20 protein-coding genes and 2 pseudogenes are annotated in these 25,462 nt (G+C 55.1%); 7 read left to right on the plus strand and 15 right to left on the minus strand.

Features of this window, described 5'->3' with window-relative positions:
- The coding region (locus IFT53_RS22720) for a DUF6862 domain-containing protein (protein WP_192096967.1) at window positions 1-1,269 on the plus strand (1,269 nt) is incomplete at its 5' end.
- Window positions 1,266-1,517 (plus strand): DUF2283 domain-containing protein, encoded by a 252-nt coding sequence (locus tag IFT53_RS24225; protein WP_192068222.1) that lies wholly within the window; start codon window positions 1,266-1,268, stop codon window positions 1,515-1,517. The genes IFT53_RS22720 and IFT53_RS24225, both read left to right, overlap by 4 nt.
- Before the next feature lie 492 nt (window positions 1,518-2,009).
- Here the strand turns inward: IFT53_RS24225 and IFT53_RS22730 are convergent.
- A pseudogene (locus IFT53_RS22730) lies at window positions 2,010-2,767 on the minus strand (integrase core domain-containing protein); the annotation flags it as partial.
- A gap of 64 nt (window positions 2,768-2,831) precedes the next feature.
- On the opposite strand from IFT53_RS22730, the pseudogene IFT53_RS24230 reads away from it, so the two are divergent.
- Window positions 2,832-3,797 (plus strand): annotated as a pseudogene (locus IFT53_RS24230) (IS110 family transposase).
- 395 nt (window positions 3,798-4,192) lie between these two features.
- On the opposite strand, the gene IFT53_RS22740 reads toward IFT53_RS24230, so the two are convergent.
- The gene (locus tag IFT53_RS22740) at window positions 4,193-8,188 is read right to left on the minus strand and encodes a non-ribosomal peptide synthetase (RefSeq protein ID WP_192068223.1); all 3,996 of its coding nucleotides are present in this window, start codon (window positions 8,186-8,188) and stop codon (window positions 4,193-4,195) included.
- Window positions 8,189-9,115: 927 nt separating this feature from the next.
- On the opposite strand from IFT53_RS22740, the gene IFT53_RS22745 reads away from it, so the two are divergent.
- The 3 genes from IFT53_RS22745 (at window position 9,116) to IFT53_RS22755 (ending at window position 11,872) form a co-directional block, all read left to right on the plus strand.
- Window positions 9,116-9,262: a DUF1127 domain-containing protein gene (locus IFT53_RS22745; RefSeq protein ID WP_192068225.1), complete on the plus strand. Its 147-nt coding sequence runs from the start codon at window positions 9,116-9,118 to the stop codon at window positions 9,260-9,262.
- Between the two features lie 505 nt (window positions 9,263-9,767).
- Window positions 9,768-11,087, plus strand: coding sequence for a hypothetical protein (locus tag IFT53_RS22750; RefSeq protein WP_192068227.1), 1,320 nt, complete (start codon window positions 9,768-9,770; stop codon window positions 11,085-11,087).
- Complete coding sequence (locus IFT53_RS22755; protein WP_192068228.1) at window positions 11,084-11,872, plus strand: COG3904 family protein; 789 nt, start codon at window positions 11,084-11,086, stop codon at window positions 11,870-11,872. Before IFT53_RS22750 ends, IFT53_RS22755 begins: the two co-directional genes overlap by 4 nt.
- A 560-nt stretch (window positions 11,873-12,432) precedes the next feature.
- Here the strand turns inward: IFT53_RS22755 and IFT53_RS23890 are convergent.
- A complete protein-coding gene (locus IFT53_RS23890) occupies window positions 12,433-12,606 on the minus strand; it encodes a hypothetical protein (protein ID WP_244656451.1) in 174 nt (57 codons plus the stop codon).
- A gap of 235 nt (window positions 12,607-12,841) precedes the next feature.
- Here IFT53_RS23890 and IFT53_RS23895 point away from each other — a divergent pair, with 235 nt between their 5' ends.
- Complete coding sequence (locus IFT53_RS23895) at window positions 12,842-13,156, plus strand: tyrosine-type recombinase/integrase (protein WP_274604114.1); 315 nt, start codon at window positions 12,842-12,844, stop codon at window positions 13,154-13,156.
- Between the two features lie 283 nt (window positions 13,157-13,439).
- Here IFT53_RS23895 and IFT53_RS24235 read toward each other — a convergent pair whose 3' ends face one another.
- From IFT53_RS24235 to IFT53_RS22820, 12 genes are all read right to left on the minus strand, one after another.
- Window positions 13,440-13,676 (minus strand): DUF4145 domain-containing protein, encoded by a 237-nt coding sequence (locus IFT53_RS24235; RefSeq protein WP_446737714.1) that lies wholly within the window; start codon window positions 13,674-13,676, stop codon window positions 13,440-13,442.
- 147 nt (window positions 13,677-13,823) lie between these two features.
- Entirely contained in the window at window positions 13,824-14,519 is a 696-nt protein-coding gene (gene dhaL / locus IFT53_RS22770; RefSeq protein WP_192068230.1) for a dihydroxyacetone kinase subunit DhaL, read from the minus strand.
- 44 nt (window positions 14,520-14,563) lie between these two features.
- The gene (locus IFT53_RS22775; protein ID WP_192068232.1) at window positions 14,564-16,663 is read right to left on the minus strand and encodes a bifunctional sugar-binding transcriptional regulator/dihydroxyacetone kinase subunit DhaK; all 2,100 of its coding nucleotides are present in this window, start codon (window positions 16,661-16,663) and stop codon (window positions 14,564-14,566) included.
- A 78-nt stretch (window positions 16,664-16,741) separates the two neighbouring features.
- On the minus strand, window positions 16,742-17,386 hold the full coding sequence (gene dhaL, locus IFT53_RS22780; protein WP_192068234.1) for a dihydroxyacetone kinase subunit DhaL: 645 nt from the start codon (window positions 17,384-17,386) through the stop codon (window positions 16,742-16,744).
- Window positions 17,387-17,398: 12 nt separating this feature from the next.
- The gene (locus IFT53_RS22785; protein ID WP_192068236.1) at window positions 17,399-18,391 is read right to left on the minus strand and encodes a dihydroxyacetone kinase subunit DhaK; all 993 of its coding nucleotides are present in this window, start codon (window positions 18,389-18,391) and stop codon (window positions 17,399-17,401) included.
- A 31-nt stretch (window positions 18,392-18,422) separates the two neighbouring features.
- Entirely contained in the window at window positions 18,423-19,196 is a 774-nt protein-coding gene (locus IFT53_RS22790) for an SDR family oxidoreductase (protein ID WP_192068237.1), read from the minus strand.
- Between the two features lie 58 nt (window positions 19,197-19,254).
- Window positions 19,255-20,241, minus strand: a complete 987-nt coding sequence (locus tag IFT53_RS22795; RefSeq protein ID WP_192068239.1) for a substrate-binding domain-containing protein — start codon at window positions 20,239-20,241, stop codon at window positions 19,255-19,257.
- Between the two features lie 82 nt (window positions 20,242-20,323).
- On the minus strand, window positions 20,324-21,328 hold the full coding sequence (locus IFT53_RS22800) for an ABC transporter permease subunit (protein WP_192068241.1): 1,005 nt from the start codon (window positions 21,326-21,328) through the stop codon (window positions 20,324-20,326).
- 56 nt (window positions 21,329-21,384) lie between these two features.
- Window positions 21,385-22,863, minus strand: coding sequence for an ATP-binding cassette domain-containing protein (locus IFT53_RS22805; protein WP_192068243.1), 1,479 nt, complete (start codon window positions 22,861-22,863; stop codon window positions 21,385-21,387).
- 354 nt (window positions 22,864-23,217) lie between these two features.
- On the minus strand, window positions 23,218-23,673 hold the full coding sequence (gene derI / locus IFT53_RS22810; RefSeq protein ID WP_192068244.1) for a D-erythrulose-4-phosphate isomerase: 456 nt from the start codon (window positions 23,671-23,673) through the stop codon (window positions 23,218-23,220).
- A complete protein-coding gene (locus IFT53_RS22815; RefSeq protein WP_192068246.1) occupies window positions 23,673-24,467 on the minus strand; it encodes a triose-phosphate isomerase in 795 nt (264 codons plus the stop codon). Before IFT53_RS22815 ends, derI begins: the two co-directional genes overlap by 1 nt.
- A 53-nt stretch (window positions 24,468-24,520) precedes the next feature.
- Window positions 24,521-25,459: a sugar-binding transcriptional regulator gene (locus tag IFT53_RS22820; protein ID WP_192068248.1), complete on the minus strand. Its 939-nt coding sequence runs from the start codon at window positions 25,457-25,459 to the stop codon at window positions 24,521-24,523.
- Window positions 25,460-25,462 lie beyond the last annotated feature (3 nt).

Here is a 25,462-nt window from a genome sequence, read left to right on the forward strand (position 1 = left end):
AAAACGGTTGCGCTTCATTCTCTGGTCCTCTCAATGGGCCAGAGCTTACTTCAAAATGGATTATTTCAACGGGGCAAGGTCAGTGTAGGCGACCTATCTGAACAGCTTGGTTTTGCCGAAGGTTCACCGGTTAAGGTGGCGCTGCATGCAGCGGTGGGTGCCGCAGTTGCCGCCATGGCGGGCACGGACGTTGGCGCAGGTGCCCTCGCGGGCGCGTTGAGCGAAATCGCCAATGCAGCCTTGCAGGAGGTTCTGAAGGCCGATCCGAACCTGACGGATGAGCAGAAGAACGCGATCACCCAGTGGATCGCCGTTGCTGTCGGCGCGGCTGCCGGTGGACAGGGAGGCGCTGCGGCTGCGCTCGATAACGTCAATCATAATTATCTCTATCATCAGGAGCAAATGCTTCGTGAAAAAGCGAAGAAGGAGCTTGCCCGGTGTGAGGCAGGAGATAATTGCACAAACCAAGAGAAGCAGTCCCTGAAAGAGCAGGTCGCATACTGGGATGATCTCGATGCACAACGCAATCTGGCGCTTACAACGGCGTGCGATGCAGACGCCTCGGGACCTGCATGCGTTTCCGCCTTGCAAGACGCGCTGATGTCGATCGGATATATTCCAAAGGTCGGGGGACCGCTGGGAATATTTGGAGGAACTGAGTACAACGGGTATCAGGAGCTGCAGCAGCGGCTTAGTAACGGTGGCTTTGCCAATCCAGAAACTCAGAAACTCGCCGAGGCCGTTCTAGCGGGGCGGCTACAAACGATAGAGTTGCTGGAGAAGTATTCTGAGGCTGCCAGCCACGCACTTACAGATTTCGCCAAGCGAGCAATGATCGACGCTGCGATTATGATTGTATCGCTAGGTATCGAAGCGAAAATGGGTCAACCGGGTCTTGGAAACACGAAGCCCAAGCCCAACGATCAGCAGAATCCGCCGAATGGAAATGGAACTAGTGGTGGCGGTGGTTCAAATAGTGCGTATCCAGTCATCGTTGTCGATGGAGCCGGAAACGCGAATGTTGTGATCAATGGGGTTAAAATGAGCGACCATGCGAGGATTCGAGCGACAGAGCGTAACATAAGTATCGAGAATATTAAAACTGCGATGGACAGCAAGCCGTTCCAGTACTTGGAAAAAGGGAAGTGGCACGACGGCTACTACGATGCGAAGACGAACACGTTCGTTGGTGTTGGCGACGATATTACTACCGTGATAAAACCGAAAAATCCCACCAAATATATTGCTAACTTGAAGGCAAGGCAGTGAAGATTAATTATGATGTTAATGTAGACGCGGCGTATATAAAGTTAAAGAGCGAAGATGACGTACACAGCTTCGGTTTCACGTATTGCTGCGACCCGATTGAGGTCGATGGTCAGATAAATCTCGACTTTGACATTGAAGGTCGGCTGATTGGCATCGAGGTTTTGAGCGCCAGCAAGAAGCTTCCGAGATATCTATTGGACGCTGGATCGGGAATGGTTGAGGGGACAGGTAAGACTGAGAAAGAATAAATTCGCGAAATGGAGACTTTGAAATTGGGCGAAGCTTGGGTCGGTAGTGGATATCGAATTAACTCTAACGGAATTATGATAAGTGCAGACGGATTGCGGCAATTCAGACCGCCAAGCTTCAAAGAAAAGCTTGATATGTACCAGGCGAATTTCGAACAGAGACTTCCCGGTGCATCGAAATGGGGCGCAAATGGACATGTGGATATTTTCGAATCAAAGCTGAGGTTAAGGAATTCATAATGGTCGGGGAAGAACTATCTGAATACTTCCCAGAGGACATTAAATGTTTGTGTCCGAAGCACAGCAGCAACGAAGACATCGGCGCCAACCTGCGTGTTGCGCTCGGCCGCTGCTTAGGTTGACAATCCCAAGCTGAACTCGTGCTACTGAAAGCGCGTTAAGCCGCGGGGACCAAATTTCGATGGACATGCGGACTTTGCGCTTACGCCCAGCCAGGCAGCGTAAACTTGAAGCGTCACGTTGCCCAATGTTTTATCCAGTTTTGAGTTCGCTCCAGCGGCTTTGGGTTGCTGTATTCGGGACGGTGGCGGCGGGTTGCGGTGCAGAGCCATTTTGGCTGCGCAGCACCGCATCATGTCGCGGGTTGAAGGTTTGAGCGAACTCGGCAAGTGTCATTCAGCCAAGTCCAGATTGGTCGATGCTCGTTGTAATCGCCTCTCCAGTTTAGAAGCGCTGATCGAGTACGGGTCAGTGACGAGAAGAGCGTTTCTTCAGGAACTCTTCTCGTAGCCGTCCATCGAATCTTTCGATAAAAGCTTTCTGGACCGGTTTGCCAAGCGATATATAGTGCGATTCCACTTTGGACCGATCCGCCCATTGTAGGATTGCATTACTTGTGAACTCACTGGCGTTGTCACTGACAATCATCTTCGGCTTGCCACATCTCTCGATGATCCTGTCCAACTCATGGGCAACCCGCAGGCAGGAATAGAACGTATAGGCGACAAGAGCCAGGCATTCCCTTTTGCAGTCATCCACGACCGTAAACACCCGGAACCTACTGCCATCAGGGAGTTGATATAACACGAAGTCCAGCGACCAGCGATTATTGGCAGCTGTCGGGATCAAGATCGGCGCCCGGGCGCCTATCGTCCGGTAACGCCCGCCACGCTTGCGCACCGTAAGCTTCTCCTACCGATAGCCATGGCTTTACACGCCCGCCGTTCGCTCATCTGGTGGTGATCCATAAGATGAGCGACAGCTTTCCGGCTTGCAGCGGCCGTCAGCACTAATGGGATGGTCCGCCTCGTCCTCCCGTAGCATTATGAGGCTGTCAAACTGAAGGAGGTCGCAATGCCACAACGCAATGTGCCGCGTTCAGCGGCTGTCTGCAGAATTGATATTGGTAAGAACATCTTCCACGTTGTCGGAGTTTGAATCCACGGCGTGCCAATCCAGAAGGTTCGTTTCCGACGCGACACGCTGCTGCTATTCTTTGAGCGAGCAGCGCCAGCGATGGTAGGGATGGAATCCTGCGCTGGCTCTCAATTGGATTACCAGGAAGATACAGGCGCTCGGAGATAAGGTGCGCTTGACCCCCGCGCAATTTGTAAAGCCCTACGTAAAATCGAACAACAAGCCGATCTTCAGGCATTGCAAAGGCGCGAGACCAGATGATCGGAACGAGAACGCGGCTGATTAATCAGATGCGAGCCTTCTGCCTGGAATATGGGATTGGTCCGCGCAGCGCGCGGGTCTGTTCAAGCTCGACCTGCCACGGGTTCTCGAAGACCAAACGAACGATCTTTCGTCGGCGATGCGGAAGCTGCTCGCGGATCTGTTTGCCGATCTACGGCAATTGGAGCAACGCATTGGCGACGTCACACGTGAGGTGGAAGCTGTAGCTAGTTGAGAGGATGTGGCTCGACGACTCATGACGTTCCCCAGAATCGGAGCATTGTGAGTCACCGCACTTGTTGCAGCGGTCGGCGGTTGACGGCAGTTCCACAAAGCCCGCGACCTAACGGCATGGCTCGGCCTTGTGCCGCGGGAATACTTCACGGGTGGGAAGCAATAGCTTCTCGGTATCAGCAAGAGGGGAACCGCTGTGTTCGCAAACTCCGTGTGCATGGTGCTCGATCGTGCATTCGGAGTCTCGACCGAACAAAGGATCGACTGGGGAGTTGGCTGGATAGGCTCCAAGCCCGGATGCACCCCAACAAAGCTGTTGTCGCACTTGCCGCTAAGATGGCCCGGATTGTCTGGATTGTCCTGACCGAGCCTGGAGCACTCTACAGCAGAGACCCTGCATTCATCTGACGTTCTTGGCTCGATTGCAAGGCTCGGCAATAGTGATGACGAAACAGTGGAGCAACATGCCGTAAGTCCTGTGCAAAAAAAAGCGCGCTTAGGGCCCGAACCATTTATTTGGAACGGCTTGTGCGGATCTCATCATGGCCTGGCTGCAACGCCCGCGCAGTGTTCAATTATTTTATCGGCTATAACCTTGGCCCAAGGGGCAATGCGGTATACTTTCATTTGACCGCTGCACGAAGTTTAATCGTAGGCGGGACGCCAAGCAGTATACGGAGTGCTATTCCGAGGGCCGCTGCCGTTGCCGCGCGCAAGCCGTTCAGACTCAGTTTACAAATGTGACGCCCAAAATCGATTCCTTATAATCGAATTGGGGATCTTAGCCTTTCTGGTTATCTCGATCAATAAAGCATGGGCAACGCCATGTTGTCGCTTCGGTCGTCTCCCCGAGTTCGCAAGAGATGTGACATCTCCCTCAACGTATGATGCATGAACACGGACGCAATTTTTTCTGCATTGCTTTGCTCCAGCATTTCTTCATGAGAGCAGTTAAGCTCATATAGATCAACGTCACCGGTTGTGTGTGCATGCCATGCTTCCACCCTGTAATTCAGAATTTTGTGAAGCGTCTCCGACGGTGTTGCGGTTGCGCTGAAGAAACGTATATCGGCATCGATCCTGCCGGGCACGAAACGTTGCGCGAGGTCCAGGTGGTGAAGAATGACGCTGTGCAGACGCTCCAGAAATGCCGGGTCCTGGCGTAACACTTCCTTGAAAAACACGTTTTCGCGCAGCCCGTATTGCTGCGTTAAAAACTCGCTCAGAGCAGCGAATGCAGGTGTCTCTCCAATGATGTTCTCATCGAAACCAAGAAAGCCCAGGGCAGCTTTCGCAAGCACGCTTTCGTCGTTAAACACGGCACCCGAAGGTGGCATGAACGGGTAGGAATCCAGAAGAGCGAGAAAAGCGACTTCACTCCCATTTTTCTCCAATTGCCTGGAAATCTCGTGTGCAACCAGTCCACCAAAAGACCAGCCAATCATATTGTAAGGCCCTTCAGGTTGAATCTCGCGAATTCGGCTGAGATAGAGCCGGGCCATATCTTCGATTGATGCTGGCATCTCAACGTTGTTGTTAAGCCCATCCGCCTGCAAGGCAAAAATGGGTATGTCCTCATGAATATACTGGCTCATTGACGTGAAAGCCAAACCGAGCCCCATGACGGGATGGATGCAAAACAAGGGTGAGTGCTCTCCCTTAGCCCGAATGGGCAGAACGGGGGGCATGGACGCCTTTTGCTGACGCGGGCCATCAATATGCTTTGCAAAAGTGGCAATGGTCGGCGTATCCACAAAGCTTGTCCACGCGATATCTCCATCGAACCTTCGGGCTAAAGCCGACAGCATCGACGCTGCCGCGAGGGAGTCTCCTCCCAATTGGAAGAAATCATCATGGATGCTCACGGTCTCCAGTTCGAGCACGTCGCACCAAAGTTTAGCCAGCAATGCTTCGGTGGGGGTGCTGGGCGCAACATGGTTGTGTGAAACCCGTGCCTTGGGTGGTGGCGGAAGGGCGTTGCGATCAATCTTTCCATTGGTATTCATCGGAAGTTCTTTCAGGACGACATAGATCGCAGGCACCATATGCGGCGAGAGGACTCCGGCGAGACGATTGGCGAGGTGCTCGGTGTCGACCGTCTCGCCAGGCAAGGGCGCGAGATATGCCACCAGCTGTTTGTTTTTGCCCGATGTCTCTCGCAAAACGACCACAGTCTGGAGCACCGTACCCTCCGACATGATCGCAGCCTCGATCTCGCCAGGTTCGACACGAAAACCACGGATTTTGATTTGGTTGTCGTTTCGCCCGAGATACTCGATTACCCCATCGCTGCGCCACTGTGCCAGGTCGCCGGTGCGATAGATGCGTTCCGCCCCTGTCTTGAATGGGTTCGGCAGAAAACGTTCGGCCGTCAGCTCGGGGTTGTTGAGATAGCCCTTCGCAACGCCAGCGCCTCCAATATATAACTCTCCCACACTGCCAGGAGGAACAGGTCGGCCCATCTTGTCCAGCACATAAAACTGGGTATTTCGGATCGGCCTGCCGATTGGAACGCTGTCCAGATCAGCGCCAGTCAGTGGCATGCAAGCAGACCAGACCGTCGTTTCTGTGGGACCATAGAGATTAACTACCGGGTGTCCCAGTTTCTCCATCAAACGCGCCAGATCACGCGGCAAAGCTTCGCCGCCAACAAGCGGACGCAGGCCTCTCAATTGTGTGGGGAATTCGCTCAACAGCATGCGCCACAATGATGGCGTTGCCTGCATGAGCGTGACTGCGTTGCTTTTTATCAGGCGGCAGAGCGCAGTAGGATCTTTTACCACGCAGCGTGTGGCAATGACCGTGGCCGCACCCGTTGTCAGTGGCAGGAAGAGTTCGAGGACCGCAATGTCGAAAGCAATCGTCGTGACGGCGGCGATACGATCTTCCGGTTTCAGGGCAAGCAACTCCTGCATGGCCTGTAAAAAGTTGAGTTTGGATGCGTGGGAGATCTCAACGCCCTTTGGGCGCCCTGTCGAGCCGGAGGTGAAAATCACATAGGCGGTGTCTTGCGGTCCGGGGCGTGCAGCAATCCTCTCACCCGAAACGGCTTCAGGCATCTCGTCGAAAAGCATGATGGGGGCGGCGGTCGCAGGCAGCGAAACACGAGCGGATGATGTTGACAAAACGAGGCTCGGCGTTGCGTCTTCAAGGATTTTCGATAGGCGATCGCCCGGATCGGAAGGATCAAGCGGCAGATAGGCAGCACCCGTCTTCGCAACCGCCATGAGCGCTACAAGCATCTGCTCGTTTCGGGGCGTGGCTATCGCCACAAGGTGCCCACGTTCGATACCGTGTTCCCTTAATATAACCGCCAAGTCATCTGAAGCTTTGTCCAGCTCCTTGTAGGTGAGCTCTCGGCCCTCCAAGATAACCGCTGCTGCATCTGGCTGCCGCTGAACCTGCCTGTCGAACAAGTCAAGCCAAGTGATATCCTCAGTTGGCGCCTCGGTTTCATTCCAATCATATAAAATACGTTGATGTTCGCTTGCTGAAAGCAGTGAAATGTCGCAGACGGGCCGGTCCGGTTTGGCAAGTATAGTGGAAATCAAGTGGAGGAACCGGTCTTTGTGCTCCTCCAGTTCCCCGAGAGTATAAAGCGCTGGATTTGCATCGAAATCGATGTGCAGATCGCCACCATCGCCACGATCATAAGCGAAAATCGTGAAATCCGTCATTGTGCCGTTCGACAGATTGTTCGCAGTCACAGCATGTCCATCAAACCGAAGATCGTAGTCAAAAGGCTCGATGTTGACACCCAGACGTGCAATCTGCTGATCCTGGCTGGCGAAATCGAGATCGCGCCGCATGTCTTCATAGCGATATCTCTGGTAACGCAGAGCGCGCATCATCTGACCGGACGATTGTTTGACCATGTCCTGCCATGAAAGTTCCGGGGTGATCTTGAAACGGAGCGGAACTGCATTAGCCACCATGCCGGGTATTCGGCGCACTGCTCCACTGATGCGGCCCGTGACCATTGTGACCATCGTGAGATCATAGCAATCGGTCGCACGGGCGTAATAGGCTGCAACAGTTGCGATCAACGCTTGCGGTAGGCTCGCACCGAGCTCTTTCGCCTTGTTTTGCAAACGTTTGACATCATCGTGACCAATTGTGGTTCGCAATCGCAACAGGCCGCCGGAGGGAGCCTCGGCTCGCCTGGCCAGCGTCACTGGCGGCGAAATTCCCTTCAATTGCTCAAGCCAGTAGCTTCGGTCACGTTCGAAATGGACAGAGCGGCGATAATTGTCTTCACTTTCCAAAAGTTCGACAATTGATCCGAAGTCGCATGCCTCAATGTCCTCGCCACGGACCATCGATGTGTAGATCTGAGCCTGGCGGCGCGCGAGCAATCCACCGGAAAAGCCGTCGAACAGAATATGGTGAACCCTGTGATACCAAATCCAGTGATCGTCCTGAATTTTGATAAGCGCACTTGACCAAAGATCGTCTTGTTCCAGCTCAAGCGAGCCTGCCAACTCGGAACGCATCCAGGCATAGGCACTTTCCAGTGGTGCACCATCATGGCTAAAATCAACGACTTCGAACTCTCGCCCTACATATGGGGTGATGACCTGTCGAGGCTTTCCGTCGATTTCCACAATCTGGAGACGCGTCGCTTCAATCTCGTCACTCAACCGCCCAAGAGCCTCACAAAAGATGTCTGGTGAAACGGGTCCATGGATTTCGAGGGCCTCAGCCAGCACAAAACTTAGATCCGGTGGCGACAATTTCTCTTTCACCCACATGCCTGTTTGCGCAACCGATAGTGGATGAGATTTAAAATGCATATCCATCAATTAACCCTTAAAAACGCGAGTAGGCGAAAGAACTGGTTTACGCTCGCACGGGCGCAAAACGGCATTGAGCTCGCGCCAATGCTGCTGTGCAGGTGCTTTGATTTTCGTAATTTGCAGAGTTGAGGGGAGGACGGCCCAACTCACTTTGCTGCGATGCAACCTACAGAGGGCAAATTAAATTACAAGTCAACGGTGTATTAAAATTATATGCCATTCAGAGTTTACTATTGACATGTAAGGCTTGAATTAAACTTAAACCTGAGTAAGCGAGTGAAGATTTAAGTTCGAGATAAACGTCAATGATTCATGGATTTTCTATCTGTCCACAAGAAATGATTTTCATATAAATGCAATCAAGGGTGATATAAAATGCCGACTCGAATATTGCGGGTAATTTTTTGTGCGGCGACCTGTGCAACGCAAAATGGCTGAATAGGCAGCGCGCTTGTGTTGGCCTGTTTGGGCTACTGGAAAGCCCAATGGTGCAGTGCATCCCATGGGCCCGAAGCGTCCAGATGCCTAGCGTTTGTGCTTTACCCTCATTGAGTTTCAGATGGGTGTTTGAAAGGCCACTTCTTCTGACGGAGAAGCAAGTTTCGCAAAGACGTCTACGGCATGCCTATAACCGCGCAAATGATGGATGGCGCCACACAGGCTTTGCGACGGCCGGCGTGACAGGGATGGGTTACGGACTGTCTGCTTTTGGGCAGCAATGGCCGAAATCTGGCCTACCGCATGCGACCGGTTCCGAGCCTGATCGCTTCTTCATCCACCTCTATTGAACCCATGCTTTGAGCGCATGGCCGACCTGAGAGCTTGTGCCTTATCGGTGGATTGGCAAAGGCCTATATTCCAATCATCGAAACGACGTTGGAACCGAAGCAAGGTTGCTGGCGTCAAGAGACCTCACGAAAGGGGATCATCATGAACGTAGCACGCTCTTTTAACAACTGGCGCAAGTACCGTCAGACCGTTTCCGAACTTGGCCGCATGAGCTCACGCGAACTGCAGGACCTCGGCATCAACCGCGTCGATATTCAAAGCGTTGCCCGCCAATCGGTCGGTCGCTAAGCGCCCGCTTCTCTGCCAAACTGAATGACACTACGCCCGCTGCTGACGCGGGCGTTTCTGCGTCTGGAATGCAACGAATGTCAGAGGTGCAGTTTTTTCCATGAGGGTGCCGTGCATTTCTCGCATGTCTGCACTGCAGTAAAGTTTATTTAATGTGCGGATAGAACAGGTATCTTGTTGTCATCGAAGCGATGCACCTCCTCCCGCAGAGCTTCGAATTCAGACGGCCCACTCCTCCTCCCAGGGCACGTCTGTCGGAACAGCGGCACTCCTCCTCCCAGCCGTTGTTCGGTTCTTTTCGAAAAGCCTGCCGCACCTCCTCCCGCGGCAGGCTTTTTCGTTTTGGGGCTGACCATAGCGCGGGAATTAGCGGCTGTTTTCACCTGGGAATAACCAAAAGTTGACCGGCCATGGTGCGCTGCGGAAGCCTTATATTTCAGAAGCCTTGAATTCGCCGAATTTTAAATCAGTGTTAAGGAATACATTCCTTTTCCGGAGATCGCCCATGGCGCTTGGCGCATCGCATCGCTTGCAGGAAAGCCTGGCGGCGGTCGAAACGATGACACGTTTCGCCCTTGCCGTTCTTGCACTCGCTTCCGGCGTCTACACCTATCTGGGTGTGCGCAGCATTCTGGACGGCTCGCCGACGGCGGTGTTTTTTGCCGCCATCATCTACTCTGCCTCTGTCTCCGTCGGCATCTATGCCTTCTGGTCCTACATGGCGCGATTTTATCCGCACGTCACCAGCCGTTCCAGCCGCACCGCCATGCTGGCGGTGATGGCCGTTGGCTGCGTGATGATCCTTGCCATGTCGAGCTGGTTGAACGCTGCCGCGCTTGCAGGATCGGCGGCACTTGAACAGCATCTTGCTGAAACGGTTGAGGATTATACGGAAGATCTGGATCAGGCGCACCAGAATGCGCTGGCAGCACAGAGCCTGTTGCCGGACATTCAGCGCGCCAAGGAGCGTTTCACCCAGCTTGCGGCATCCGAACGACAGTCGGGCGCGCTGACCGGTACCACCGGTTCCGGCAGCGTCGTCTCGCTGTTGTCGCAGATGTCGTCGCAACTTAACGAACTGGAAAACGGCATCAATGCCTCGCGTGAGCAGGTCACCAGCCTGTTCAACGATGGGCAGAAACGCCTCGAGACCATGCGTGGTCTCGTATCGGCACCCGGCGTCATCGAACCACGCGCCGACAAGTTCTCCTCGGAAGTCGTGGCCCTGACCGGCGTCATTACTTCGTTGGGGCAAACCTCCATCGCTCCGTCCATCCGCCGTGCGGCCGACGATCTTTCGCTTGGCTTCATCGCGCCTATCCCCGACGGCGGCGAACAGGATCTGATCACCCGTCAGGACCGCGTGATGGAAACCATCCGCACCTCGGTTGCGGCGCAATCCAAGGTGTTGTCCGACGCTGCCGACGAAATTCTTGCGCGCCCTCCCGTGGCCGAGCGGCGTTTCGTGCCGCTCTCGTCGGCGGAAGCCGTTCTGCGTTATGCTTCCGACTTCATTCCCGCATGGGCAGGGGCTATTTCCATTGACCTGTTGCCGGGTGTCATGGTGTTCATTCTGGCCGTGGTGAATGGTGCAATCCGCCGGCAGGAAGAGACGATGCCGTTCGCCGAACGGATCACCGTGGCAGAACTGATGCAGACGCTGGCGATGCAGAAGGCCATTGCCGCCGAAGCGGTGACTGCCACCCAGGTGCAGGCCACGGAAAATGCCATTGCTGAGGCGGAAGACAGCAAGGACGACACGGAGGCCAGCAACATCACCAGTCTCGGTCTCAACAAACCGCCGCGCAAAGGTCCGGCGACATGAAACCGGCATCTGCGCTCAAGGCTTTGATCAGCGTTGACGACGGCGTGCTGATGCGCGGTGCGTTCTACGTGCTGCTCGCGGCAGCAGCCGCCTTTCTGGTGATCGATGTCAGGGAGATCAGCACGGCCGAAGCGGCACGACCGGGTCTTGACACATTGCCGGACCTGCCAACCTTTCTCCCGCCGAAGACCGCACCGGGAGCGCCTGGCGCGCCGCCAGTCCAACCCTCGAGCCCGGACGAAGTCTTGCGCAAACCGATGATATTCAATCTTGTCTCGGGTGGCGTGCTCGTTGCCGAAGGCACCATCGACCCAGGCGCAGCCGCCCGTTTTGCCAGCGAGGTTGAGGCCCGTGGCGAGTATATCAGAATGATCGCTTTGAATTCACCGGGAGGGTCGGTCGATGACGCCATTGCGATGTCCAAGCTGATCCGGGAGAAGAATATCGCCACGAAGGTCGCGGAAAAGGCGCTCTGCGCTTCCTCATGCCCAATCGTCTTTGCCGGTGGCGTGACACGATCGGCGGAAAAAGATGCCGTGGTGGGCGTCCATCAGGTGTTCAATGCCGGCATCGACCGCCCATCACCGGATCAGGCAATGTCCAGTGCGCAAACAACCACCGCGCTCGTCGCGCGACATCTCGACGAAATGGGGATCGGCGCCGGTTTGTGGCTCCACGCGCTGGAGACCCCGCCCGACCAGCTCTATTATCTCACGCCCTCAGAAATGTCGGAATACCGGCTGACGACCGACGCAACCCCTGTGGCTGGACCACGCGCTGGCTGATGCTGATCAGACATATCGAGACCCGGTGACCATACCCGCGAAGCCTCGAAGAGGTGACCCGCACAACAGGCAATGCAAGGCTCTTTGACGGTTTCAGCAAAAGTGATTGCTAGGCAAATAGCACTGTCGACTTGGCAAATTCTGTCGAGCAACACGTGGGGGGTAACCTTTGGAGGCCGGATGACATTCAGACTTATCTGCCGGTGAGCCGGATCGGATAGAATGCCGAGGATGAAATCGGCGCGGCGCTGTGCGAAATCAACAATAACGGTGTCGTCGTCACCGCGCACACCGTAAAATTTGTCGGGACCGTCGGTTCAGATATCAGGATATCTCGGTAGCAATCGCTCGGCAGACAATGCGGTTGAAGGCTTCCGATTAGATGCGTCAGTTCGGCGAGATCTTAGTCGAGCGAGACCTCGTTGGGCAGTTCGAAGAGATTTATCTGGCCTGACTTGCGGTCTATGATCTCGAACTATTCGCAGCCTTCGAAATGAATGCCAGCTTCCGACAGAGCAGCCATGATGCATTTTGGCTGTATATGATCGTTATTATAGCCTTCAACGACGCTTGGCGATAGCCATAATGGTAAACGGCATGGCCAAAGATCTCGCGGGTCTGCAGCGCGGGTGTGCCGTCAGCGCCACTTTTATGGCGTTGAAATCGTCGAGGTTCTGGCGATAGGTTGACTTGTAGTCATCGAGATTGCGGAAGCTGATGTCGCTTTCACGCACTTCGGCATCCAGCTTGTATAACCGCGATGGGCCTCGTCAACGATGATGCAATCGAAGGTGCCGGGTGTGGGGCGCTTGGTTGGGTCCGGCTCGTTGATAATGGGGGGCAGCGATTAGACAGTCGCGACTTGTACGTGATCTTCGCGCCCCGGCAGCTTTTGTTCCAGTCCCGCGACTTTGTAAATCTGGGCAAAGTTCAGCATGCCCTCGATTTCGGTGGTCTCCAAAGCGTCGCTTGTCTGCCGACCCAGCACCTTGCGGTCGAATAGAAAGAGGATGCGACGGCTCCAGCGAGCTTCGGCACATGGAATGGCAAGAGATTGACTTCTCCCAAGCTATCTGGACCGTGCCTGCACCTAGGATAAAGGCTAAGGTTGCTCATCGCGTACCACTTGGGCCGCTAGCGGTCGAAATCCTTGAAGGATGGCTTGAGCGGTCGGAACACGGAGTAGGACTGGTGTTTCAGTCACGGAGGAAGAAACCAATTGCCGACGTGGCTTTGACAAAGGTCCTGCATGGTCATGATGTCGAAAGCGATACCCCTGGATGAAATGCAACCGCACACGGGTTTAGATCAAGCTTCCGCGACTGGGCATCCGAGAACGGCTACCCGCGTGACATGGCCGAAAGGGCGCTTGCCCACACAGTGAAAAATTCGGTCGAAGCTGCCTGCCAACGAGCCGATCTTCTCGACCAGCGCCAACCAATGATGCTGGATTGGGCGAGGTACTGTCTTAACAGATAAAGCACCGTCTCTCGCAGCACGTCCGTCTGCCCACCGTCGCAGATAGAATGAGGAATGTAATGGTAATAGATCGTTTCGTTACCCAACATCACACCTTGCACTTTACAGCAATCATTTGCTGTTGCCAGTTTTCGAGGCGCGCTTTCTTGCCATCTACCAGATCTTGCAGAACGCGCTCTAGAACCTCGAAGCAGTTCAGAAGGTTATCTCGTTTCTCCTCTCCAGAATGGCTGCCTTCATTTCCTACCCGACGAAGAGCATCGAAAGTCTGCTTGTGGCCCGGATGGAGCTTTTCCAGTTCATTAACCTGAGTGCTCCACAGTATTCGTCACTTAAACCGAACTCAGGCAGAAATTCCACTTAACCTACCTGTAAAGATTTCCCGAGCCACCTCTCGTAAGCTTTTTGGAATCTAGAGAGTTAACATTATTGAAGATTCTTTGAGTTGTAAAAATTTGCGTCCTTGAAGTGTTCAATCTCTTTGTTTGTTAGGTTCCGATTTCCGGTCGTATACAGTCATGTCGTTGACCGATACAAAGCTTCTCATCATTGCGTGGAGAACGATGACGGCGGATGCCGCTCCCGGGTCCATGTGCCCCAGAGATCGTTCGCCAAGCCTTGACGCGCGCCCACGAGTGGCAACCATTGAACGTGTAGCATTGGCGCCAACCCGTGCCGCTTGGGTCAGGCGGCCCCACATTTCAGGGATAGCTGCACCGCAAGAATGAGCTTCTATTGCTGCTTCTGTCGCTGGAATCCAAGCATCCAACATGGTCTTGTCACCACGGTGCCCCTTGCCTCGTTCCTGAATGCCTGTCGTCATTGCTTCAATTATTGCTACCTGAGAGGCGATCGAGAGCGTGTCATCGTTTTTAAGAACCTGTGCGGCCTTTAGGAAAGCGCTTGCGTAAAGCGGACCGGTGGATGCACCGACAGCGTTTAAAAAAGCGGTTGCCGCCGTCGTGAATACGTCGCAGGCCGCGGTACGATCAAGGTCCATGCTGGCGAGTTCGGTCGTCACGGCGTTAAAGCCCAAAGACATGGTGATGCCGTGATCACCGTCGCCAATCGCTCCGTCGAGGGCAGTCAGGTAGTCTTTTTCAGCGTTGATTGCCGTTGAAATGTCACTTAACATACAACCAAAAAATCGAGCGGTAGTTACAGACATCATATCCTCCTTCGATCGGCCGAGCGCGCTGCCGATCATAGAAATCAGGTAATTTTCAACAACGGGCTGTCGCAAGGGTGCGCTAGAAGCGAGCTTAGTTCATCGTCCAGATGCAAAATCGATATGGATGCACCAACCATGTCGAGAGACGTGCAGTAATGCCCGACCCAGTTTGCCTCGATGGTCACCTTTTTTGCCGACAGGCGCTGCTCCACGCGCCTGTAGAGAATATACAACTCCATCAGCGGCGTGCCGCCGAAGGAATTGACCAGGACGGCGACACGCTCCCCTGGTGCGGGGTTCGTTTCCGAAAAAATGCGGTCGAGGACCTTGTCTGCAATCGTATCGGCCGTGCTCATCTTCTCGCTTGCAACGCCGGGTTCTCCGTGAATGCCCATTCCGAACTCAATATCTTCGGGCCCTATATCGAAATTGTAACGGCGGGTTTGCGGCATTGAGCATGGTTCGAGTGCGACCCCTACGGTGTAGGTGCGATCATTGGCCTTACGGGTAATCGCCTCGCATCGTGCAAGTGGAAGACCCATGTCGCATGCTGCCCCTGCAATTTTAAAGATGAAGAGGTTGCCCGCCACACCACGTCGGCCTTCACGGTCTTCGATCGGTGACGAAGCAACATCATCTGTCGTCAACACCGTCCTCACGGGAATTCCATTTGCTTCCGCCATCTCGGCCGCCATTTCGAAATTCATCACGTCACCGGCGTAGTTACCATACACGAATAGCACGCCTTCTCCACCAGATGCCGCTTCAGTACATCTCAAAATAGGGCCTGGCGGCGGTGACGAAAAGACGTTTCCTATTGCAACGGCGTCGGCGAGACCCTTGCCAACATAGCCGTAGAAGCCGGGTTCATGGCCTGCCCCACCTCCGATGACGAGGCCGACTTTGCCGGGTCTTGGCCCATGGCAGGCGACAAGGGCTCGTCGTGATTTGTCAATCGGTCGAAGGTAGTGTGCGTGCGCCTTGGTTATACCGTCCAGCATTTCGTCCACGGCGCTATCAGGATTGTTGAGAAACTTTTTGGTATGTATCCGCTGGTTTGCTGGCGTTGGTGGCGGGTTGCTATCTGTCCTGCCGCGATGCGACACCCTCTGTTCAACGTCGGGGGCGCCATCAGCTTTAAGAATCCCGCGCGCCGTCGCCGCGTCTGTCACGAGCACGTTGACATAGCTGCCACGAAGGGCGGCAAGGATTGCGGGAACCTTGTCGAAGCCACCCGCAACAGCAATACGCAAGCCGATGTTTTTCAGGATCTCAAGCGAAATTCCGATTGTCCGGTCGTCGAGCGGACCGGAAATGGGACGACCATGCCCGTCAATGAAACGGCCAGCAACGACACCGACCGCGTTTCTAGTCAGATAGTCCTTCAGAGATACGGACTCGAAAAATCCACTGGTGTGGATGGTCGAGTTCGGGCGCAGCGAAGAGATGCCGAAAAGAGCTTTCGTTGCCCGCGACAACGTCTGAAACTGCCTCTCGATCAACTTTTCCTGCATTAGGATATCTCGAACCTCTGACGTAGACACGATGGCAGGTGCGGAAATGTTAACCAACTTTCCGCTGACAGCCTCCGCGATCGATGATGCGCAGAGTTCAGGTGTGTAAGGAAAACTTGCCTGTGTTCCGCCTGTTGCCTGCACCACCGTCACGTCCTGAAGCCCGGGAGCAAATGCGTGCTCGCCCACAGCAAGCACCGTTCTTCCCCAGGCTACGGCCAGCGTATCGCCGGATTTCAACAGTCGTTGGAGAGCCTGAGCACCCGCTAAGCCCAACCTCTCGATCAATGGACGGGAGCCGTCTTCGCTTGGCACCACAAGGCAGTCGACAAGGCCGAAATGGTGCTTCAACTCCTGCGCGACCGTGAGCGATGCAAGGCGGGCGGGCTCTATCGAAATGTTGACGATGCCTCTGTCACGCGCTTCGGCGAGATAGCTGTTGACGGTTGCGCGGGAGATGCCCATCGCATCCGCGATCTCCCCTTGTGTCATCCCGTCTTCATAATACAACCAACAAGCCCATACATAGGGATCGTCGCCGTAACGCAACGGCATTGCGTCCAACGTTTCCGATGCGTTGCCTTTGCCCGCTCCATTTTTACGTTGCTGAGATGCTTTGGCTGTCATTTATTCGCAATGTCTCCCTTTTCAGGCGCGACCATGGACGCAATCTCAGCGTTCTGCAACGACCCGCAGGCAGTGCGTTTACTCTTGAAGGCGAGCCTTTGCTGCGATGGAAAGCTCCTTGAGAATGATGGCACATGATGTTGCACCAGCGTCGAGAACACCCAGGGAGCGTTCACCGAGACGGCTGGATCGACCGATCTTGGCGACCAGATTAAGCGTCGAATCCCGACCCTTTTCAGCGGCAAGCACGAGCGTGTCGAGCGCGCGTGCAAAGGTCTCTCCCGCTGCAATCGTTGCGTCGAATGCTTCGATAGCGGGTACAAGGGCGTCTATGAGCGTTTTGTCACCGATCTTTGCTGAACCAATGGACTGAATGCCTTCCAGACCTGCATGCAGCATCGCGCTGAAGATGGCCGGGTCTATATCGTCGCAACCGTCGAGTTTTTCGGAAAACTCCATAAACATGACGCCATAAAGTGGGCCCATCGAGCCGCCGATTTCGGTCATGAGTGCCGAGCCAAGTACGTCAAAGGCTTCACCTAGCGTCTTGTCGGTTCCCTTCAGGCGCTCTGCCGCCATGCCGAAACCCTTCGCCATATTGACCCCGTGGTCGCCATCACCGATCTTGCCATCGATTTCGCTGAGATAGGCACGATTTTCAATGATGCGTTCGGCGATGGATACAACGATCGGAGCTGCGGACGCATTTTTGAACGTTTGCATGACTGGCCCCCCTTAAAGCTTCATGGTGCAGTTGGCTTCGACATCGAGAAGCGTTTTCATTTCGGCATCGAGCGCGAAAACGGTCAATGTCGCGCCAACCATTTCCAGCGATGTGAAGTAGTTGCCGACATAGGTTTTGTGAATGACCAGTCCCCGTGCCGTAATTTCCGACTCGATAGTGTCGTTGAGAATGTAGAGTTCGTTCAAAGGTGTCGCGCCAAGGCCGGATACCAGGACGGCGACTTCGGTTCCTGCCGGAAGATTATGGTCGTCGAGGACGATCTTGCACATATCTTTGGCGATTGCTTCAGCGGTCTTGAGGGGTTCGACACGGACGCCGGGTTCGCCGTGATGGCCGATCCCGACTTCCATCGTGCCAGGTTCGATCTGAAAGTTTGGATGGCCGACTGCGGGTAGAGTGCAGGGGCCAAGACCAATGCCGACGGAGCGGCAATTGTCGATTGCCTTCTGGGCTACGGCTCTGACCTCTTCGAGGCTGCCGCCTGCGGATGCCTTGGCGCTACCGATTTTCCACATGAAGATTTCGCCAGCGACGCCGCGCCGTTTTTCCCGCTCATGCGGTGGTGCAGAGCAGACGTCATCATTGGCAACCACAGTGGCTATCTCGATGCCGTCCTTGGCGGCAAGCTTGACGGCCATTTTGACGTTCATGTTATCGCCAGCGTAATTGCCGTAGAGGCAGATGACGCCCGCGCCGCCATTGGCTTCGCGCATGGCATCGTAAAAGCTCTTGGCCGTTGGAGAGGAGAAAAGCTCGCCAACAGCAACCGCGTCCAGCATGTTGCGTCCGGTATAGCCCATAAATCCCGGTTCATGGCCCGAGCCACCGCCCGTGATGACGCCGACCTTGCCTGCAACTGGCGCCTGCCTGGCAACGACGACGCGCGGGTTTTCTCCCAATCGGAGAATATCCTGATGTGCTTTGACAAAGCCTTTGACGGTGTCTTCGACGACCTGATCGGGATCATTGATAAATCGCTGCATAATATCTCCTTGAAACTCCTGATATCGTCGCTCAGAGGATGGTGTAGCCACCATCGATGAGCAAATCGGCACCATTGATCATGTTTGCGCCTGCGGATGCCAGAAATACGGCGGCGGCGGCGATCTCTTCGGGATAGGCAAATCGCCCGGTCGGTATTCTTTTCTTGGCGGCCTCACCCTTTTCCCCGGCCCAGGCTTTCTTGCCGAGTTCGGTCAGAACGATGGTCGGCGATAGTGTGTTGACGCAAATCCCATGCTTTCCCCACTCGGCGGCAAATGTTTTCGACATGCCGATCACGCCGAACTTCGATGCGCAGTAGGCGACGTGCTCCTCGATTGCCACCGTGCCAGCCTGAGACGCCATGTTGATGATCTTTCCGCCCTGACCGGCAGCGATCATTGCGCGTCCCACAGCCTGCGTCACAAGGAAGCTGCCCTTCAGATTGATATTGATCGTTTTGTCCCAGTCATCGAGCGAAATATCCTCTGCCGGTGCCAGATAGACGACACCCGCGGAGTTGACGGCAATATCGATGCCTCCGAACGCAGCCATCACGTCGGCCACAGCCGCGTTGACCGAGGTGACATTCGAGACATCGCAGACGAAGGGTTTGGCGCCGTTGCCGAGCGCATCGGCCTTCCGTTTCGCAACATCAATGTTGATATCCAGGACGGCAACGGTGGCACCCTTTGTCGAGAAGGCATCGGCAATGGCTGCGCCAATACCAGAGGCACCGCCTGTCACCAGTGCGATCTTGCCAGTCAACGGAAAGTTCAGATCAATCTGTGGGGCTGTATCGGTCATAATTTCCACTCTGTGTGCGGGGACGGTGGGGCGGCAGGGCCGCCCCTCCCATGCCTCTTTATTTGCGCGATTCCAGCAGCTTGTCGGCGTTTTCAGTCGTCACGACAGTCCATGGAACGAGGTAGGTCTTTTCAGTCCCTTCGTTCCACTTCATTTCGGGATACTGCGTCCAGATGCTGGATTGAGGCTTGTAGTCCGGCTTTACCGCCTTGATGGCGATGTCCATCGCACCTTGCGCCTGGGCACTGCCATCTTGCAGAATGGATGCCATCTGCCCGGCCTTGACGGCGTTGATCGCATCGGTCACGCCATCCACACCCGCGATGGCGAAATCGGAGACATTGAGCTTCGCCGCCTTGATGGCTTCAATGGCACCGAGCGCCATCTCGTCGTTCTGGCCAATGACGCCATTGATCTGGCCTGGATGAGATGTCAGCCAGTTCTCCATCAGCGTCTGCGCTTCGGCCCGAGACCAGTTTGCCGTCTGGGTTTCTAGAACCTTGACATCCGGGCAAGCCTTCAAGGCTTTTTGGTTGCCTTCGAGACGCTGAATCTGGCCGGACTGGCCGATAGGTCCTTCGAGAATGACGAGATTGCCCTTGCAGCCCATCTTGTCGAGGACGGCCTTGGCTTCCATCTCGCCAGCCTGCACGTCGTTCGAGCCGACATAGGATGTCAGCAGGTCTGAATTGACGCGGGCGTTCGAACCCACGACAGGGATGCCCGCATCATGTGCCGCCTGCACAGCGGCGGCACCGGCCTCGATATCCATCGGCACGAAGATGATCGCATCGAATTTCTGCGTGATCATCGTGTTGAACTGCTCCTGCTGGACAAGAGCGTCGTAACGTCCATCGAATACGGTCAGTTCGACTTCCCCGCTCTTGACGGCCGGGTGCTGTTTCAGGGCAGCAGACCAGAGCTGCATGAACTCGGCATTGAGGCCGTAGGTCGTTGCACCGATCTTGAGCTTTTTGTCCTGTGCCATTGCCGGGGCGGCGAGGATTGCAACGCTTGCTATCAGGGTAAGCAGCAGTTTCTTCATCTCTTTCTCCTCCATAGAGATCGGCCACCATGATAGTGCGCCGTTTTATTGCAGGCAGCGGTCTGCGGCCCGAATTGTCTGGTCATTGACCGTGATTGCGTTTTTGGTCGAGCATGACGGCGCCGACGATCAGCGCGCCTTTGATCACCTGCTGGTAGTAGGATTGGATGCCGAGCAGATCGAGACCGTTGTTCATGACGCCGATGATCAGGGCGCCGATCAACGTGCCGGTGACGCGACCGACACCACCCGAAAGGCTGGTGCCGCCGATAACGACAGCTGCAATCGCATCGAGTTCGTAGGCAACGCCTGCCTGGGGCAGAGCCGAGCCGGTACGAGCCGAGAGCATCATGCCAGCCAGGCCCGAAAGCCCGCCTGAAATCGTGTAGACGACAAAGCGAATGCGGGTGACGTTGATGCCGGAGGTCTTTGCTGCATGTGGATTGCCGCCAACAGCGTAGATGTAACGACCGAAGCGCGTGCGGTTCAGCACCCACCACGAAACGATGAAGACGCAAGCCAGAATGACGACGGGCATGGGTATGCCAAACACATCGCCGGTGCCGATCCAGCGGAATGCTGGCGTAAGGCCCGGCACGGGCTTTCCGCCGCCGTAGATGAGGGTCATGCCACGCGCCGCCGATAGCATGCCGAGTGTTGCGACGAAGGCGGGCACTGCAAAACGGGAAACGATGATGCCTACGATGGTTCCGCAGGCCAGACCAACGAGAATGCCCGCGGTCATGGCAACATAGGGAGGGTAGGGCGCGCCGATCACGCCGGCTGTTGCCGACGTTGTTGCGAGGCTGCCGCTGACAATCCCTGCCAGTGCTACAACAGAGCCAACGGACAGGTCGATGCCGCGTGTCAGGATGACAAAGGTCATACCAATCGCCAGTACGCCGTTGATCGATGTCTGAAGCAGAATGTTCGATATATTTCCAGAGGTTAGAAAATACTGGTTCGAGAAGGACAGAATGATCGAAAGCAGGAGGAAGGCGAGAAAGATGCCATATTCCTGGATGATCAATCTGCGGCGGTCTGAACTGAACCAGCCCGGCGTCGTTTTATTATCTGTGAGAGACACTTTTCTAAACCTCTTAAAGTGCTGGGCTGGCTTTTGATTGAGCCTCGGAAGATATATTACGTCGATAGATGAACGAGTGTTTCGGCGGTGGCTTCACTGCGCGGATACGTGCCCACGGAACGGCCATCCCGCATGACGAGAATGCGATCCGACATTCCCAGCACCTCGTCGATTTCGGACGAAATCATGATCACCGTGCCACCGGATGCCGCGAAATCGCAGATGATCCGATAGATTTCGCGTTTGGCTCCCACATCGACGCCACGTGTCGGCTCGTCGAGCAGCAGAATTTTGGGATTACGCAAAAACCATTTGCCCAGCACCACTTTCTGCTGGTTGCCCCCTGACAGGCTCGAGACGGGGAGGGTGTCGCGTGCGGTTTTGATGCCGAAATGCGAGATCATCCGTGCACTCGCTGCCTGCTCCTCACGTCGGCGCATGACCATGTTCGGGCTCATTTCTGGCAGGCTCGCCATGGCGATGTTGCCACGCACGCTGTCATCCAGATTGAGGCCCGTCACTTTGCGGTCTTCGGTGACGAAGGCGATGCCATGCCCCATCGCGTCCAATGGCTTGGAAACGGTTATCGGCTGGCCATGGAGTTTGATGGAGCCGGTGTCAGATTTGTCGAGACCGAACAGGCAGTTGAAAATCTCCGTTCGCCCTGAACCCATCAATCCGTAGATGCCAAAAATCTCCCCCTTCTTCACTGAGAATGAGATGTTATCTATCTTGCCGGCGGCCGTCAGGTCCGACACTTCGAAACCGATTTCGTTGGTCGGTGTATTTGTTTTTATATATTCTTCACCGAGGTCGCGACCGACGATCATGCGGATCAGGCTCTGGCGATCAATCTGGTCAAGCTCACCACTGCCGATGTAGCTTCCGTCGCGGAAGACCGTGTAGGCATCCGCAATCTGAAAAATTTCCGATAGCCGATGGGAAACATAGACTATGCCTTTTCCGGCTGCCTTGAGACGAATGATTGTCTTGAAAAGCTGCTGAGCCTCTTTTTCCCCAATCGCCGACGTGGGTTCATCCATGAAGATGACTTCGGCATCGTGGCTGAGTGCCTTGGCGATCTCGACCAGTTGCATTTGTGCGACCGAGAGATTCATCATGTACTGGTTGGCCCGGATGTGGAATTCAAGGCTGTCCAGCAGCACCTGGGCATTCTGATTCATGGTTTTGAAGTCGATACCGCCAAATCGACCGGCAGGTTCACGACCCAGATATATGTTTTCGGCAACCGTCATATGCGGGACAGGGCTAAGTTCCTGTTCGATGATGGCAATACCGGATGCCAGCGCATCGCCAGGGCCGTAAAACTCGACTTCAGCGCCGTCGCGACGGATCGCACCAGCGTCGCGCTTGTAGATTCCCATGAGGATTTTCAAAAAGGTGGATTTTCCGGCACCATTGCCGCCGCACAGCGCATGGACAGAACCGGCGGCCAGACGGAAGCGCCCATCCTTCAAAGCTGCGACACCGCCGAACGACTTCTTCAGCCCTTCGACATCGAGAAGATATTGCACTCTGGTTTCCTCCCATCGGTCGTATCCTGCCTCTCAGGCTCCGACTGTCACAGCAGGCAATCTCCATCCCGCCTGCTGATGTTTACAATATTCAGATTGTAGGCGACATTTGTCAAGCAATGAAATTGCGTAGAGAAGCTTATGCGCAGGTCCGGTTCAAAAACGGCGGTTCTGATAGGAAGGGGCTGCGTCGGGTGGCAGCTATGGAGCGCGCATGGCAGGCTGATGACTCGACATTCTGACTGGGGATATAAGCCCGAAAAACGGATCAAGACGGTCTTGTCGCCGGGTTCCGGCATGGTCAAATGGTCCGAGGGAAGCAGCCTGCAGAAGGCAGACTGCTTCCGTTTTACGTCAACGCTGATTGTATTTCGCGTCGATGTCGTTGATCGCCGTGACATTCCCCGCTGACCGACCGTTTTGGTCAAAGGTCTGTGCGAGGAATGCGTCGGCAATCGCCTTTGCCAGTTCGGTTCCGATCACACGCGCGCCCATGGTGATGATCTGTGCGTTGTTTGAAAGCGCAGCACGCTCTGCCGAATATGTGTCGTGGGTCAGTGCGGCGCGGATGCCTGGCACCTTGTTGGCGGCAATGCTGACGCCTATACCGGTGCCACAAACGAGGATTGCCTTATCATAGGTCCCGTCGATGACACCTGAAGCAACGCGATCCGCAAGGCTGGCGTAGAAAGCGTCGGGTCCCTCACTGGTGCGTGAGACTTCGGAAACGTCAAAGCGGTCCTTAAGATGGGAGGCGAGAATCTTGGCCAGCTCTTCGCCAGCGCTGTCTCCTGCAATTGCTAGTTTCATCATTTTTTTCCTTCAGGTTTCGTTTCAAGTTTGGAAGCGCATCTGGAGAGTATGTCGAGGTAACCTTCGACATTCCAAGCCGAACGGCCGATGAAGAGCCCGTCTATATGTGGGCTCGAAATGAGTTCCTCGCAATTTTCAGGATTAACCGATCCACCATAGAGGCAAGGAATGCGACGACCGAGCACATCCTCTGCCACAGCGATGATTTCGGCCTGGCGAGCTTCGGCATAATCAGATGTTGCAGGAATGCCGTTCACACCGATTGCCCAAACCGGTTCGTAGGCAAGCAAAATTTCCGCATCCTTCTGCGAGCCTTCCAGTTTGGAAAGTGCACCTCGAACTTCCCTTGCCAGCACGTCCGTTGCGCGACCACTTTCCCGGTCAGCCAGTGTTTCTCCGATGCAGATCAGGGGGATAAGGCCATGGCGAACGGCAGCTTCCGTCTTCAGTCCGACTGTTTCATCGGTTTCACCGAAATGCTCGCGTCGCTCGGAATGGCCAAGCTCAACAATATCAAGCCCGCAGTCTTTCAGCATCAGCGGAGAGATTTCGCCAGTCCATGCTCCGTCATTGGCCCAGTGCATGTTCTGCGCACCGACCTTGACGGAGGTTCCTGCGAGGGCTGCCTTAACTTCGCGAACGGCGGTGAAGGAAGGAATGACGAAACGTTGAATCCGCTGATCCCTGTTTGCATCCGCTTGTCTGAGGGACTTTGCGAAATCTATGGCTTCTGCCAGGGTCTTGTTCATCTTCCAGCTCGTGCCGATCCAGAAGCGGGGTGATGATGTCATTGTTGCTGATCTCCAGGGATACGAAGAAGGGTTTTCCGTCTCGTCGTGTTTCTTTACGCTGCAAGCAGGGCTTTTGCGGTCCGCTCATCGGTGATCAATCCAAAAAGGCGGCGGCTCTTCAGGATCGCGCTGATGGCGGCAACTTTGTTTGCACCTCCCGCCAACGCCACGAGGCGCTCGCTTTTGCTCATGGGGAAGGACGCCGAAAGCATTCGGGTGCTCAAGTCGGTTTCGATGATGTGCCCATCCGCATCGAAAAAATGCCCGAGAATTTCCCCGACGCCGCCGGACGCCGCGATATCGGCGATCTCCTCCGGTTCGATCATGCTTGAGGAGACGAGTTGTGCATCTGAGTCGACATTGCCGATGCCAACGAGTTTCAGATCGGCCTTGTTGGCGAGTTCAAACACTTCCTTGACCGCGCGCTGGGCCAGCAGCACCTTGCGATCCTCGGTCGTATTGGCGAAGAAGGGCACAGGCATGACATAGGCCTGGCTTCCGGTTTTCTCGGCGATCCGGTGCATGACGTCATAGGGGTTTGCACAGTAATTGCGGGTAAGGCCGCCCAGCAGCGATACGAATCGGAGATCCTTGGTGTTGACCCTCGGCATATATTGCACGGCGGCGGACAATGTCCGGCCATGGCCGAGGCCGATGACCCTGTTTTCGCCACGTTCGATCTCCCGCTTGAGATAATTGGCACCGGCATGGCCGAGCGCGCGCAAGGGCAATCCCTCCTCGCCAAGATCAGGGGCAACCTCGCAATGCTGGAGGTCGAAGCGCTCACATAGCTGCATTTCCAGCTCGACACATTCAACGATATCGCCGTCGATCGTTACCTTGACCACGCCTTCTGCGACGGCCTTAGCAATCAAGCGATGCGCTTTGACAGACGGCACGCCGAGGCGTCTGGCGACCTCCGACTGTGTCAGGCCACCAGCATAGTGCAGCCACGCAGCGCGCACGGCAAGGGTTTCATCGGCATCCGTCATGCG

The organism is Rhizobium sp. CFBP 13644, from assembly GCF_014842165.1.
Lineage (GTDB): Bacteria > Pseudomonadota > Alphaproteobacteria > Rhizobiales > Rhizobiaceae > Agrobacterium > Agrobacterium tumefaciens_C.